Consider the following 13,264-nt stretch of genomic DNA (forward strand, 5'->3'; position numbering starts at 1 on the left):
GTTGCGGGTTCTGGTAATCAAGACCTCATCCCTGGGCGACGTGATCCATGCCTTGCCGGCCCTCACCGACGCAGCGCGGGCGATTCCCGGCATTCGGTTCGATTGGGTGGTGGAAGAAGGCTTTGCCGAAATCCCCACCTGGCACCCGGCGGTGGACAAGGTCATCCCGGTGGCGATTCGCCGCTGGCGCAAGAACCTCTGGCAAACCGTCAAGAGCGGTGAATGGCGGCGCTTCAAGCAGGCGGTGCAGTCGACCAAATATGACCTGGTGATCGACGCCCAGGGCTTGCTTAAAAGTGCCTGGCTGACCCGTTATGTGCGGGCGCCCATCGCCGGCTTCGATAAAGATTCTGCGCGAGAACCTCTGGCTGCGCGCTTTTACTCCCGGCGCCTGGCCGTGGCCCGTGGGCAGCATGCGGTGGAGCGCTTGCGCCAGCTGTTCGCCGTGGCGCTGGGCTACGACCTGCCCCAACGCCTGGGTGACTACGGCCTGAGCGTTGAAAAACTGCTCGGCCTGCCGCCAAAAAAGCCGTTTGTATTGCTGCTGCACGGCACCACCTGGGACACCAAGCACTGGCCCGAAGCCTATTGGCGCGAGCTGGCCGAACGCATGGGCCGTCTGGGCGTGGATGTAAAGCTGCCGTGGGGCAACGCCGCCGAAAAGGCGCGGGCCGAACGCCTGGCCCTGGGCCTGCCCAACGCCGAAGTGTTGCCCAAGCTCAACCTGGCGGGCGTGGCCCGCATATTGGCAAGCGCCCGTGCCTGCGTGGCCGTCGACACTGGCCTCGGCCACTTGGCGGCGGCATTGGACGTGCCGACCATTTCCCTGTTCGGCCCCACCAACCCAGGCCTCACCGGCGCCTACGGCAAGGGCCAGATTCACTTGGCCAGCGACTGGCCATGTGCGCCTTGCCTGCAAAAACAGTGCACTTATCAACCCACTGCCGACGACCTGCGGCGGTTCGACATCGCGCGCGAGTCGCCCCTGTGCTTCACGCGCTTGAACCCTGAGCGTGTCGCAAGCCGGCTGAGCACGTTGTTACTGGCCGAGGAGCAGCACTGATGCAACTGGCTTTTGTTCTGTACAAGTACTTCCCTTTCGGTGGCCTGCAGCGCGACTTCATGCGCATCGCCCTGGAGTGCCAGCAGCGCGGCCACAGCATTCGGGTGTACACCCTGATCTGGGAAGGCGACATCCCGCCAGGCTTTGAGGTGCTGGTAGCGCCGGTCAAGGCCTTGGTCAACCACCGCCGCAACGAAAAGCTCTACGCCTGGATTCAGGCCGACCTGGCCAAGCGCCCGGTGGACCGTGTGGTGGGGTTCAACAAGATGCCGGGGCTGGACCTGTACTTTGCCGCCGACGGCGTGTTCGAGGACAAGGCCCAGACCCTGCGCAACCCGATGTACCGCTGGTTCGGGCGCTACAAGCACTTTGCCGAATACGAGCGCGCCGTGTTCGATAAAAACGCCAAGACGCAGATCATGGTGTTGTCCGAGCATCAGCAGCAGTTGTTCACCCAGTATTACGGCACCCAGGCCGAGCGGTTTCACCTGTTGCCACCGGGGATCGCCCGAGACCGCCGCGCCCCGCCGAACGCCGCCGAGATCCGCGCCGAGTTCCGCGCTGAATTTCGCTTGGCCGAAGATGATCTGCTGTTGGTGCAGATCGGTTCGGGGTTCAAGACCAAGGGCGTCGACCGCAGCCTCAAGGCGCTGGCCGCACTGCCTTCGCGCCTGAAGAAACGCACCCGGCTATTTGTAATCGGCCAGGACGACCCCAAAGTATTCCAATTGCAGAGCGCGGCGCTGGGCCTGGGCGACCAGGTGCAGTTCTTCAAGGGCCGCAATGATATCCCGCGCTTCCTGCTGGGGGCCGACCTGTTGATTCACCCCGCGTACAACGAGGCGGCCGGCATGGTGCTGGTCGAAGCGGTGGTCGCCGGCCTCCCGGTACTGGTGAGCCAGGTGTGCGGCTATGCGTTCTACATCGACAAGGCCCAGAGCGGCCGGGTGTTGGACGAGCCGTTCGAGCAAGCCCAGCTCAACCAGTATCTGGTCGATATGCTCGACGACCCACAAGCGCGTGCGACCTGGAGTCGCAATGGTCTGGCCTTCGCAGAGACGGCCGACCTCTTTAGCATGCCGCAGTATGCTGCGGACCTGATTCTGGCGGAGCCAAACCGATGAAGTTGATTCTAGCCGAACCCTTCAAGACCCTCTGGGACGGGCGCGATGCGTTCGCCGAGGTCGAGAAGCTGGAAGGCCAGGTGTTCCGCGAGCTGGCCGCTCGCCGTACGTTGCGTACGGTGGTCGAGGGCCAGCCTTATTTTGTGAAGATCCACCGTGGGATTGGCTGGGGCGAAATCCTCAAGAACCTGGTCACTGCCAAATTGCCGGTATTGGGCGCGGGCCAGGAGTGGGTGGCGATCCAGCGCTTGCAGGCGCTTGGCGTACCGACCATGACCGCCGTGGCGTTCGGTGAAAAAGGCAGCAACCCGGCCGACCAGCACTCGTTCATCATCACCCAGGAACTGACCCCCATCATCAGCCTGGAAGACCTGACCCTGGACTGGGTCAAGCAACCGCCCGTGCCGGCCATCAAGCATGCCTTGACCCTTGAGCTGGCGCGTACCGTGGGCGCGATGCACCGCGGCGGCGTCAACCACCGTGACTGCTACCTGTGCCATTTTCTGCTGCACACCGACCGGCCCATCAGCGTCGACAATCTCAAGCTGTCGGTGATCGACCTGCACCGCGCCCAGGTGCGTGCGACGATCCCCGTGCGCTGGCGCAACAAAGACTTGGCCGGCCTGTATTACTCCGCGTTGGAGATCGGCTTGACCCAGCGTGACAAGCTGCGTTTTCTCAAGGCGTATTTCCAGCAGCCGCTGCGCCAGATCCTGGCGGAGCAAACCGCGCTGCTGTCTGCGCTGGAACGCATGGCAGCAAAGCTGTATGCGCGTAAACAACGATACGGGGATGCGATCTGATGGCGGGTTGGAACCTGGAACCTGCCTACGCCGCCCTGGCGGATGACTTTGGAAGCCTGGACGCGGTGTTCGCCCTGCAAGGCGAGCGGCTGACCCGCGACCCGTTGTCGGAAGTGATCCGGGTGGAACGTGGCGGGGTCAATTATTACGTCAAGCGCTACGTAGGCGCCGGCAAGGGCCTGCGTCGTTACCTGGGCCGGCCACGGGTGAAATCCGAATGGCAGAACCTCAAGCGCTTCGCCAAGTGGGGCATCCCCACTGCCGATGTGGTGGCCTGGGGCCTGGACCGCAAGGGCCTGGCCTATAACCGTGGCGCGATGATCACCCGCGAATTGCCCAAGACCGAAGATCTGTCGGTGCTGGCCGAGCGTCACGATGAGCGCCTCAAAGACCCCCGGTGGGTCGATGGCATCAGCCGCCAGCTCGCCGAATACACGCGCACCATGCACGATCACCGCTTCACCCATAACGACTTGAAGTGGCGCAACCTGCTGGTGGACGACCAGCGCACGCTGTACCTGATCGACTGCCCCAACGGTGATTTCTGGCGCGGTTTCTGGCTCAAGTACCGCATCACCAAAGACCTGGCCTGCCTGGACAAAGTCGCCAAGTATCACTTGTCGGCCACCCAGCGCCTGCGCTTCTACCTGCAATATCGCCAGCGCGCGCACCTGACCGCGTCGGACAAACAGCGAATTCGCCATGTGGTGAAGTTTTTCGAGGGACGCGAATGAGTGACTTCCTGGCGGCCGAAGACCGCGCTCTGCTTGAGCGCAACGGCCTGGCGACCTTCGACGCCCTGTGGGCCAAGCAACTGGATGCGGTGGACGAGCCGAACACCAGCGGCGACGGTTGGAGCAGCGTGTATCGCCTGGAGCTTGAGGGGCAGGGTTACTACCTCAAGCGTCAGAGCAACTACCTCACGCGCACCTTGCACCGCCCGTTTGGCGAGCCGAGTTTTGCCCGCGAGTTTCGCAACATCAGCCTGTATCGAAAGCTCGGCATCCCGGCCCTGCAAGCGGCGTTCTTCGGTGAGCGCAAGGTCAAGGGCGAGCGCCGGGCGATGCTGCTCACCCGTGCGCTGGATGGCTGGAATGACCTGGACTCGTTGCTGGAGCAGTGGTCGCAATTGAGCGCAGCCCAGCACAGTGCGATCCTGTTGGCGTGCGGCAAGCTGGCGCGTCATCTGCACAGCGTCGGGCAGGTGCATGGCTGTTTTTACCCCAAGCATATTTTCCTGCAGCCTGCCGGTGAGGGGTATGCCGCGCAGTTGATCGACCTGGAGAAAACCCGCCCGCTGCTGTTTGGCTGGCGTGACCGGGTCAAGGACCTGGAACCGCTGCTGCGCCGCGCGCCGCAATGGTCGGATGCGCAGGTGCGCCAACTGCTGGCGGCGTACCTTGAGCAGCCCGAGGACAGCGCCTTGGTCGCCACTTGGCACCAGCGCCTGACCGCACGCCGCAGCCACAAGGAGAACCGCTGATGTGCTTATCCGAGCTGAAAACGGCTGGGCGTACCCCCAGCCTGCCGCTGACCCTCGACCTGGCGGATGCCGCCGGCCCTGGGCAATTGCAATTGCTGAGCCTTTTGCGGGTGTTGCCGGGGCAGCGCTATGTGGGCGCCGCCGTGTGGCGTGGTCGCCCGGTGTTGGCCAAGTTGTTGGTGGGCAGCAAGGCGGCGCGGCATTTTCAGCGTGAGCTCACAGGTGTACGCCTGTTGGCTGAGCAAGGCCTGACCACGCCGTTGCTGTTGGCCGATGGCTTGCAGGACGGCGAGGGCGGTTGGCTGCTGTTTGAATTTATCGAGGGGGCCCAAAGCCTGTCCGGCGCTTGGCTCGCCGTCGAAAACCTGCCGCCATTGGCGGACGAACAAACCGCCGTGCTCGCCGAAGCGCTGGGCGCGATTGCCCAGATGCATGCCAAGGGCCTGTGGCAGGAAGACCTGCACCTGGACAACCTGCTGCGCAAAGACGGCAAGCTGTACTTGATCGATGGCGCCGGCATTCGTGTCGAAGAGGCGGGCAAGCCGCTGTCGCGCAATCGCGTGCTGGAGAACCTCGGGGTGTTCTTCGCCCAACTGCCGAAGAACCTTGAGCCGTTTACCGAAGAGTTGCTGGTGTATTACCTGCTGGCCAACGGCGAACACGCCTTGCCAATGCAAGCCCTGGAAAAGCAGGTGCATAAAGTCAGCGCCTGGCGCTTGAGAGACTACCTGGACAAGACCGGCCGCGAGTGCACGCTGTTCAGTGTGGTGCGCGGCGCTTTTGGCCTGCGTGCGATCCGCCGCGAAGAAGAAGCCGCCATGGTGCCGGTGCTGGAGCAAGCCGATGCGTTGCTCGACCAGGGTCACCTGTATAAGACCGGTGGCGCGGCGAGCGTGGCCAAGGTCGACGTGGCCGGCCGACCGCTGGTGATCAAGCGCTACAACATCAAGGGCTTTACCCACTGGCTCAAACGCTTCTGGCGCCCAAGCCGCGCCTGGCACTCCTGGCGCGAAGGCAACCGCCTGGCCTTCCTGGGTTTTGCCACACCCAAGCCGTTGGCGGTGCTGGAGAAACGGTTCCTGTGGTTGCGCAGCCGTGCCTACTTGGTCACCGAGTACCTGCCGGGGCCGGACATCATCGAGCGCTTTGCGCCGTATGTGGAAAGCGGCGATGCGCCCGAGAGCGAATTGCAGGCGCTGGACCAGTTGTTTGCCGACTTGATCCGCGAGCGCATCAGCCATGGGGATTTCAAAGGCCATAACCTGTTCTGGAACGACGGGCGCTGGGCGATGATTGACCTGGATGCCATGTGCCAGCACGCCTCGCTGTCCAGCTTCGCCCCTGCGTATGCCAAAGACCGTGCGCGATTTATGCGTAACTGGCCGCAGGGCAGTGCGCTGTACCAGGTGATTGACCAGCGCTTGCCCAAAGAGGCGGATGTCGGCAGTTAAACCTATCGCGGGCAAGCCCGCTCCCACACTTGATCTGTGAACGCAGTCAAAATGTGGGAGCGGGCTTGCCCGCGATGGCGCCCGTCCAGGCGCTGCATTCAGAACTGGTACTGCGCCCCAGCCCCCGCATACCACGAGCGCCCCGGCGCGGCTTCGTAATAGCGGCCATTGCCGTCGCCCACAATTACCGACCCTACGTACTGACGGTCCAGCAGGTTATCCAGGCGCAAGGTCTGGTGAAAGGTCCAGTGCTCGACCTTCTGCTCAAACCGTGCGCGCCAGTTGAAGACGCTGTAGGCCGGTGCGGCGTGTTGCTGGTTGGTGTCTTCCACGTAGACCTTGCTGCGGTACAGGCCTTCGATGGCCGTGCTGACCCAGTCCCGTGGTTTCCAGTTCAGTTCGGCGAACAGGGTGGTTTGTGGCACGCCGGGGAGGTAGTTGCCTTTGTCGATGGTGTTGGCGCCGCTGGCAAAATCGCTGTCGTAGGTGGCGTGCAGGCGGGTGTAGGCGAGGCTGGTGCTCCAGTGGTCGCTCAGTTGGCTTTCAACACCTAGTTCGAAGCCGCGGCGCAATGTGCGACCGGCGTTCTGGTAGCTGGTACGGCCACCGATGGATTGCTGCACCACCAGTTCGTCCTCGGTGGTGATCTGGAAAACGGCGGCGTTGATCCGTGTGTTGTTCAGTTGCGCTTTCACACCCATTTCATATTGCGTACTTTCAGACGGCTTCAAGCCGAAGTTGAAGCCCTCGGCGTTGCCCGGTGCATAGGCCAGCTCGGCCTGGGTCGGGGTTTCAAAGCCTTTGCCTGCGCTGATGTAGCCATGCAGGTCGGGGGTGAACGCATACATCACGCTCATCGATGGCGTGTTCTTCTGGTAGGTCTTGTTGCCGCTGGCGTCGCCATTGCTGAGGAACTGATCTTCAACGTCCATCTGCATCGTGCTGTGGCGCACGCCGGCTTGCAGGGTCCAGCGGTCGAGGGCCCAGTTGGCTTGGATATACGGGTCGAGGCTGCGAGCCGTGTCGATTTCGTCGCGGCGTAGTTGGCCTTTCACGCCGAGGGTGTTGCCGCTGTAGTTCTGATAACCATGGCGGCTGTCTTCGCTTTGATCGAAGTCCAGGCCGGTAATGATCATCAGCTCGCCAGGCGCGCTTTCGATGGGCTGCATCCAGCGTACGCTGCCGCCGTAGAACTTACGGTCAAATTGCACCACGCCACCGCCGCGTTCGTTGGCGGGCGTGCCCTTGGGGATCGACAGGTACTGAATCACACTACGGCGCCCGGTATAGGCATTGACCTGCAAGGTCGCGCCACCGAAGTACCGCTCGTAATTCATCCCCAATTGCTGATGATCGATACTTTTGCGCGTGTTGTAGTTCAGCGCATTGGCGCTTACCGAACGCGGGTCGGCCTTGTACGCTGCCCAGGTCTGCCCCAGTGGATCTTGCGTACCGTTCTGCTCCAGGCTGCTGTAGATCAAGGCCAGCTTGCTGTCGTCATCGGGCTGGAAATTGAGCTTGGCGAAGGTCTGGTCGCGGCGCGCGCTGCTGTGGTCGCGGTAGCCGTTGGTGTCCATGCGCGAGGCGTCGAGCACAAACCCGGCGCCGTTCGCCGCACCCTCGGCGCTCAGGTGGTTCTTGTTCAGCCCGTCGCTGCCCACCAGGGTTTCGGCGCCGATACGCGGCGGGCCTTCGCCGTCGCGGGAGAACATCTGGATCACGCCGCCGGCGTTGCTGCCATACAGCGTCGCCGCCGGACCGCGCAGCACTTCGATGCGCTCGGCGGTGTCGAGGTTGAAGGTGGCGGCCTGGCCCTGGCCGTCCGGGGTACTGGCGGGGATGCCGTCGGCGATCAGCTTGATGCCGCGCACGCCAAATGCCGAACGGGCGCCGAAGCCGCGGGAAGAAATCTGCAGGTCCTGCGCGTAGTTCTGGCGGTTCTGCACCACCAGGCCGGGTACGCGGGACAGGGCTTCGGAGGCGTTAATGCCCAGTTGGCCGTCACTGATCTGCTCGCGGCTGATGCCATCCACGGAATAGGGTAAATCAAACGTTGGGCTAGCGCTGCGCGAACCGCTGACGACGGTGGGGGCGAGGGTCAGTGGCGAATCATCGCCCTGCACGGTGCTGCTCAAGGCCAGCAGGCCAGGCAGCAAGAGGGAAAAACGAGCGTGCATTTTTTTCATAAGGCAGCCAGAGTCTTGGGCACGCATAGCGAAGGCGCGCAAAAAGTGCGCAAGTTTAAACAGTCAGGCAGGTTTTACCATTTCGGATTTTTCCTACTCAATGCAGCGGCGTCTCTCGGGTGAATGAGCCAATCTCTCGGTGCTAGCGTGGCTGATCGTTTGCGAGGCTAGGATATGACAAGAAAAATAATGGCTGCACTGGGTGTAAGTGTCGCTGTGCTGTTATTAAGCGGCTGTGGAACTGTTAATAGCGTCATGCGCAAAGAGGGCGACACGGCGCGTGAGCTCAGGCTCGCAAAAACCTATTGCCAATCCATTCCCCGCGCTTACAGCGGCGTGGCCTTTGATTTCTGCATGCTGCACGCGGCCCCGGACCCCACCGGGTTCCTCATACCCTTCGTGCTCGTAGATATTGCGGTGTCCGCGGTTGCCGATACGGTGGTTTTGCCCTATACGATTTATCGACAATCGGCCGACGGTAATATCAGCATCTATTGGCGTCCGGGCCGTTCATAAGCCTATGGGTATAAAAGCACCTGCCCAGCTCATCTACTGGGCGAAAGGAGTTGTCCGTGAGTCGTGGTTTCAAAATCCTGCTGGTTTCAACCTTGTTATTGGCCTCCGGCTGCGGAACGATCAATACCGTCTTTCGTCCGGATGCCGTGGCCAGCCAGAACCTCAAGGAGTCACGCAGCCACTGCGAAAACGTGCCGCGTATCTACAGTGGGGTGATTTACGGCTTTTGTACCCTCAATGGCGAGCCTGCACCGGACAAAAGCCTGAAGGACCAAAGCCTGCTGGATCGCCAAGGTAATGCCTTCCCGATCATCGCAATTGAATTTGTCGCCTCTGGTGTCATGGACACCCTGATGCTGCCTTATACGATCTACCGCCAGAACAAGGACGGCAGCATCGAGATCTTCCGCTAGCCCCTCTCGGCGCTTGCCGCTAACAGCTTCCCACTGCTTTTAAGCTATAATCCCGCCCTTTAGCTGTTTCCCGCCCGTGCGGGAAGCACACTTTTTTCAGGCGCGATGCGCCTGCATGCAGACTAAAAGAGGCTAGACCCCAGTGGCATTGACGATTCTTGGCCTGTCCGGCGCCCTTAGCCATGATCCTTCCGCAGCCCTGTATATCGACGGCAAGCTGATTGCGGCCGCCGAAGAAGAGCGCTTCGTACGCGACAAACATGCAAAGAACCGCATGCCCTACGAGTCGGCGAAGTTCTGCCTGGAGCAGGCCGGCATCAAGCCTTCGGACGTTGACGTGGTGGCGATCCCGTTCGCCCCGATCAGCCTGTTCGGCGAGGCGCGCTGGCACTACGCCAAGCGTTACTGGTACGCCCCGGACCGCGCCCTCGACGCGATCCTGATGGGCAACCGTCGCTACAAGCGCTATCGCAACAAGATCGTCTGGTGCCTGGAACAACTGGGCTTCGATCCGAAGAAAATCAAGATCGAACCGGTTGAACACCACCTGGCTCACGCCTCCAGTGCCTACCACTGCTCGGGCTTCCAGGAAAAAACCGCGATTCTGGGCATTGACGGCAAGGGCGAGTACGCCACCACCTTCTTCGGCTACGGCGAAAACGGCAAGATCCACAAGATCAAAGAATTCTACGATCCGGACTCCCTCGGCGGCCTGTACGGCGCAATCACCGAGTTCCTCGGTTTCGAGATGCTCGACGGTGAGTTCAAGGTCATGGGCATGGCGCCGTACGGCGATGCCAGCAAGTACGATTTCTCGCGCCTGGCGTCTTTTGAAAACGGCGAGTTGGTGATCAACACCGACTACGCCAACGTCATCGGCCTGCGCCGCTACAAAGAGAAGGGCAAAGGTTTCTACTTCTCGCCAAAACTGATCGAGTGGCTGGGCCCCAAGCGCGAAGGCGACATCGCCGACGAGCCGTACATCCACTACGCGGCCAGCATGCAGGCGCTGTTCGAGAAACTGGCCTTGCAGATGATCGACCATTACCTGGGCGACATCCTCAAGGACACCGGCAAGCTGGCCTTCGCCGGCGGCTGTGCGCTGAACGTCAAGCTGAACCAGAAAATCATTGCCCGTGACGACGTCAAAGAGCTGTTCGTGCAACCGGCCTCCGGCGATGCCGGTACCGCTGTTGGCGCGGCTGCCTATGTGTCCCACGCCCGTGGCGTACCGGTCGAGAAGATGGAGCACGTTTACCTCGGCCCGTCCTACAGCAACGAAGACGTGATTGCCGCGTGCGCCAAGCACGAGAGCAAGCCGAACTGGCGCAAGATCGAGAACATGCCTAAGCGCATTGCCAAGATCATGGTCGACGGCAACCCGGTGGCCTGGTTCCAGGGCCGCATGGAGTTTGGCCCGCGCGCGTTGGGCGGTCGTTCGATCATCGGTTGCCCAAGTGCGACCGGCGTTGCAGATCGCATCAACCACCAGATCAAGTTCCGCGAGCGCTGGAGGCCTTTCTGTCCGTCGATGCTCGACACCGTGGCCCCGCAGATGATCAAGGTCGATCACCCGGCGCCGTTCATGACCTTCACCTTTGAAGTCGCCGAAGAATGGAAGACTCGCGTACCGGAAGTGGTGCACGAAGACGGTACTTCCCGCGCCCAGGTGCTCAAGCGCGAATACAACCCGCGCTACTACGACATGATGAAAGAGCTGGAAGTGCTGACCGGTAACGGCGTGTCCCTGAACACCTCGCTCAACCGTCGTGGCGAAGCGATGATCTGCTCGCCGACCGACGCGCTGAACATGTTCTTCGGTTCGGACCTGCAGTACCTGATCATGGAAGACATCCTCGTGGTCAAGGACGGCGTAGACCCTTATGACGCCGTGGTTTAAATGCTGAACCGCTTCCAGGGCTGGCGTGAACGTGGCTGGGCGCCTGTCGAGGCCGAGGTTTACGCCCAGGCCTGGCAGCGTTACGGCGGCAGCGTGGCGACCCATCCCCAGGTGATCGAACGCCTGGCCGGCCTGGCGCAGATACCCGTGCGTTACCTGGGCTGGGAGCAAGGTGGTGAACTCAAGGGGGCAATCGCCACCTGGGGCCGCGACCTGGCGCTGTCCAAGGACGTACTCAAGCGCAGCGGCAAGAAAGGCCTGTTTGACCTGGGCAACGCCGAGATCATCCTGCCGATTGCCGCCGATGCGCAGGTGCCGTTGCGGCATCGTGCGCGCTACCTCTCGGCGCTGAACGAGGGGCGCGTGAGCACCCTCAAGCCCCAGGCCGAGCAGTTGGCCATGGCGCGTACTCCTGAAGACCTGTCGAAGAAGTTTCGCTACAACCAGCGGCGTGAACTGCGCCTGTTGGAAGAGGCGGGCGGCGTGGTACGGGCGGTCAGTGAGTTCTCGAGCGTAGAACTGGCGGCGATTTATTGCGATCTGTTCCAGCGCCGTTGGGGCTTCCCGGCGGCGGGCGCGGCGCGCCTGGCCGAGGTGCTGGAGTTGCTCAAGGAGTTTTTGTTCGGCTCGGTGCTGTTTCTGAACGACGCGCCGATTGCGGTGCAATTGGTGTATCAGGTGCAGTCCAACGAGTGGTTCAGCGCCGAGTATGTCAACGGCGGCGTCGACCCTGAAACCCGTGCGTTCAGCCCCGGCAGCGTGCTGAGTTTTCTCAATACCCAAAGTGCCTGGGAACAGGCGCGGGCGGCGAACAAGTCGCTGCGCTTCTCCTTCGGGCGTTCCGACCGCGAATACAAAGAGCGCTGGTGCAACCCGGTGCCGGTGTTCAGTGTATGAGCCGTAAACAGCAACTGCTCAAGCGGCATCGGCGTAACAAGCGTATTGCGCTATTGATCGGCGTGCTGGTGCTGGTCGCCACCGGCGTACTGGTGGCCTGGTGGTTGCCGCTGATCCTTGCGGTGCTGCTATGGGCCGCCCATGAGGCCTGGTTTGCCGATCACCTGTTTTACTCGCCCAAAGACAGCTATGAGTACGCGTTCCCTGCCGGCAGCGAACAGCCCGGCTTGCGCCTGGAGGCGGGCCGGCTGCTGCTGGATGCGCCGTTGGCGGCGGATGAAACCCTGATCGTCGGCGTTGAGTTGAAAAGTACCTGGCTGGGTCGTTTCTTCGACCCCGCAATAGATCTGTTGGGCCTGGAAACTCCAGACCGGCAAGCCTTCGAACGCGGCGTCGCTGGGCGGCGTTATCTGAACCTGACCGGCGCCGCCGAAGCCTTGGCGGCGGGCAACCTCAACTTGCGCGGGCGTTTTTGCCGGATCAAGGGCCAGCCGACGCTGTGGCGCTTTCGCCAGCCGGACTATCGCCAGCAACGTGTGATGGTGATCGCGCCCCATGCCGACGATGCCGAACTGGCTGCGTTCAGCCTTTACAGCCAGGCGGCTGAAAGCTGGATCGTCACGCTGACGGCGGGTGAAATCGAAGCCGAGCATTATCAGCATATGGGCCTGCCCAAGGCTGAAGCTGCGCGCCTCAAGGGCCGTTTGCGGGCCTGGGATAGCGTCGCGGTGCCGCGCTGGGCGGGCGTGCCCGAGGCGCAGTGCGTGCAGTTGGGCTACTTCTGCATGCAGTTGCAAGCCATGCAAGCCGCGCCGGATCAGCCGCAAGCCTCCCGCGAAGCCGATTTGGCCGATACGCGGCTGTTTCGCCAGTTCAATGGTTTTGCCCTGCCTGGCGATGCTGATGGCGCGCCAACTTGGCACAACCTGATTGCCGACCTGCGGGCGCTGCTGCTCAAGGCGCGGCCCCAGGTCATCGTCTTGCCCACGCCGTTGCTGGACCCCCACGCCGACCATATCTGCGCCCACGCGGCAGTGCTGGAAGCCTTGCAGGGGCTGGCGTGGCGGCCCGACACATTGCTCGGCTACGCCAATCACCTGCATGATAACGACCGTTGGCCCATGGGCGATTCCGGCGCTGGCGTGGCGTTGCCGCCGCGTTTCGATGGCGCTGTGGAGCTGGTGCCGTGCAGTTTCGCCCTCGCCTTGAGCCAGCAGCAGGACAAGGCCATGGCCCTGGGCATGATGCACGACCTGCAGCCGCCAGCGCCGTTCAAGCGTCGTGTGCGCCGCTGGTTGCAGCAACTGCTGGCGGGCCGTAGGCCGTCGCCCTATGGCGAGAACGAATTCTTTCGCAAGGCCGTGCGCCGTCACGAGCTGTTGTGGGTCCTGAAGCAGGACTGAGAGCCGATTGAAGGCAGGCCGGTAT

General features: G+C 62.2%; 12 protein-coding genes. 11 read left to right on the plus strand and 1 reads right to left on the minus strand.

Going from position 1 to position 13,264, the window contains the following annotated elements; all coding sequences use genetic code 11:
* Nucleotide 1: 1 nt before the first annotated feature.
* Genes waaC through ACWHXD_RS02315 form a run of 6 tightly spaced genes read left to right on the plus strand, consistent with a single transcriptional unit; the run spans nt 2 to nt 5,924 of the window.
* Nucleotides 2-1,063: a lipopolysaccharide heptosyltransferase I gene (gene waaC / locus ACWHXD_RS02290; protein WP_032893895.1), complete on the plus strand. Its 1,062-nt coding sequence runs from the start codon at nt 2-4 to the stop codon at nt 1,061-1,063.
* Nucleotides 1,063-2,187 (plus strand): glycosyltransferase family 4 protein, encoded by a 1,125-nt coding sequence (locus tag ACWHXD_RS02295; protein ID WP_138761697.1) that lies wholly within the window; start codon nt 1,063-1,065, stop codon nt 2,185-2,187. The genes waaC and ACWHXD_RS02295 overlap by 1 nt, the downstream gene beginning before the upstream one ends.
* Nucleotides 2,184-2,990 (plus strand): lipopolysaccharide core heptose(I) kinase RfaP, encoded by an 807-nt coding sequence (gene rfaP, locus ACWHXD_RS02300; RefSeq protein WP_003187992.1) that lies wholly within the window; start codon nt 2,184-2,186, stop codon nt 2,988-2,990. Before ACWHXD_RS02295 ends, rfaP begins: the two co-directional genes overlap by 4 nt.
* Nucleotides 2,990-3,724, plus strand: coding sequence for a lipopolysaccharide kinase InaA family protein (locus tag ACWHXD_RS02305; RefSeq protein WP_003187993.1), 735 nt, complete (start codon nt 2,990-2,992; stop codon nt 3,722-3,724). Before rfaP ends, ACWHXD_RS02305 begins: the two co-directional genes overlap by 1 nt.
* Nucleotides 3,721-4,473 (plus strand): lipopolysaccharide kinase InaA family protein, encoded by a 753-nt coding sequence (locus ACWHXD_RS02310; RefSeq protein ID WP_032893894.1) that lies wholly within the window; start codon nt 3,721-3,723, stop codon nt 4,471-4,473. Before ACWHXD_RS02305 ends, ACWHXD_RS02310 begins: the two co-directional genes overlap by 4 nt.
* Entirely contained in the window at nt 4,473-5,924 is a 1,452-nt protein-coding gene (locus ACWHXD_RS02315; RefSeq protein ID WP_499083512.1) for a lipopolysaccharide kinase InaA family protein, read from the plus strand. Before ACWHXD_RS02310 ends, ACWHXD_RS02315 begins: the two co-directional genes overlap by 1 nt.
* A 98-nt stretch (nt 5,925-6,022) precedes the next feature.
* On the opposite strand, the gene ACWHXD_RS02320 is transcribed toward ACWHXD_RS02315, so the two are convergent.
* Nucleotides 6,023-8,110, minus strand: coding sequence for a TonB-dependent receptor family protein (locus ACWHXD_RS02320; RefSeq protein WP_098949747.1), 2,088 nt, complete (start codon nt 8,108-8,110; stop codon nt 6,023-6,025).
* Nucleotides 8,111-8,299: 189 nt separating this feature from the next.
* On the opposite strand from ACWHXD_RS02320, the gene ACWHXD_RS02325 reads away from it, so the two are divergent.
* From ACWHXD_RS02325 to ACWHXD_RS02345, 5 genes are all read left to right on the plus strand, one after another.
* The gene (locus tag ACWHXD_RS02325; RefSeq protein ID WP_084570981.1) at nt 8,300-8,626 is read left to right on the plus strand and encodes a YceK/YidQ family lipoprotein; all 327 of its coding nucleotides are present in this window, start codon (nt 8,300-8,302) and stop codon (nt 8,624-8,626) included.
* 56 nt (nt 8,627-8,682) lie between these two features.
* A complete protein-coding gene (locus tag ACWHXD_RS02330) occupies nt 8,683-9,039 on the plus strand; it encodes a YceK/YidQ family lipoprotein (RefSeq protein WP_032893888.1) in 357 nt (118 codons plus the stop codon).
* Nucleotides 9,040-9,181: 142 nt separating this feature from the next.
* Nucleotides 9,182-10,939 carry a carbamoyltransferase family protein gene (locus ACWHXD_RS02335; RefSeq protein ID WP_014716634.1) on the plus strand — a complete coding sequence of 586 codons (1,758 nt, stop codon included), beginning with the start codon at nt 9,182-9,184 and terminating at the stop codon, nt 10,937-10,939.
* Entirely contained in the window at nt 10,940-11,836 is an 897-nt protein-coding gene (locus tag ACWHXD_RS02340; protein ID WP_032893887.1) for a GNAT family N-acetyltransferase, read from the plus strand.
* Nucleotides 11,833-13,239, plus strand: coding sequence for a PIG-L deacetylase family protein (locus ACWHXD_RS02345; protein WP_138761696.1), 1,407 nt, complete (start codon nt 11,833-11,835; stop codon nt 13,237-13,239). Before ACWHXD_RS02340 ends, ACWHXD_RS02345 begins: the two co-directional genes overlap by 4 nt.
* Nucleotides 13,240-13,264 lie beyond the last annotated feature (25 nt).

The sequence above is a fragment of the Pseudomonas fjordensis genome, from assembly GCF_976987115.1.

Bases quoted from the DNA above. Each gene is read 5' to 3' on its own strand.
- ACWHXD_RS02340 (WP_032893887.1), top strand. From the start codon at position 10,940: ATGCTGAACCGCTTCCAGGGCTGGCGTGAACGTGGCTGGGCGCCTGTC.
- ACWHXD_RS02295 (WP_138761697.1), top strand. From the start codon at position 1,063: ATGCAACTGGCTTTTGTTCTGTACAAGTACTTCCCTTTCGGTGGCCTG.
- ACWHXD_RS02320 (WP_098949747.1), bottom strand. From the start codon at position 8,110: ATGAAAAAAATGCACGCTCGTTTTTCCCTCTTGCTGCCTGGCCTGCTG.
- ACWHXD_RS02305 (WP_003187993.1), top strand. From the start codon at position 2,990: ATGGCGGGTTGGAACCTGGAACCTGCCTACGCCGCCCTGGCGGATGAC.
- ACWHXD_RS02310 (WP_032893894.1), top strand. From the start codon at position 3,721: ATGAGTGACTTCCTGGCGGCCGAAGACCGCGCTCTGCTTGAGCGCAAC.
- ACWHXD_RS02325 (WP_084570981.1), top strand. From the start codon at position 8,300: ATGGCTGCACTGGGTGTAAGTGTCGCTGTGCTGTTATTAAGCGGCTGT.
- rfaP (WP_003187992.1), top strand. From the start codon at position 2,184: ATGAAGTTGATTCTAGCCGAACCCTTCAAGACCCTCTGGGACGGGCGC.
- ACWHXD_RS02315 (WP_499083512.1), top strand. From the start codon at position 4,473: ATGTGCTTATCCGAGCTGAAAACGGCTGGGCGTACCCCCAGCCTGCCG.
- ACWHXD_RS02345 (WP_138761696.1), top strand. From the start codon at position 11,833: ATGAGCCGTAAACAGCAACTGCTCAAGCGGCATCGGCGTAACAAGCGT.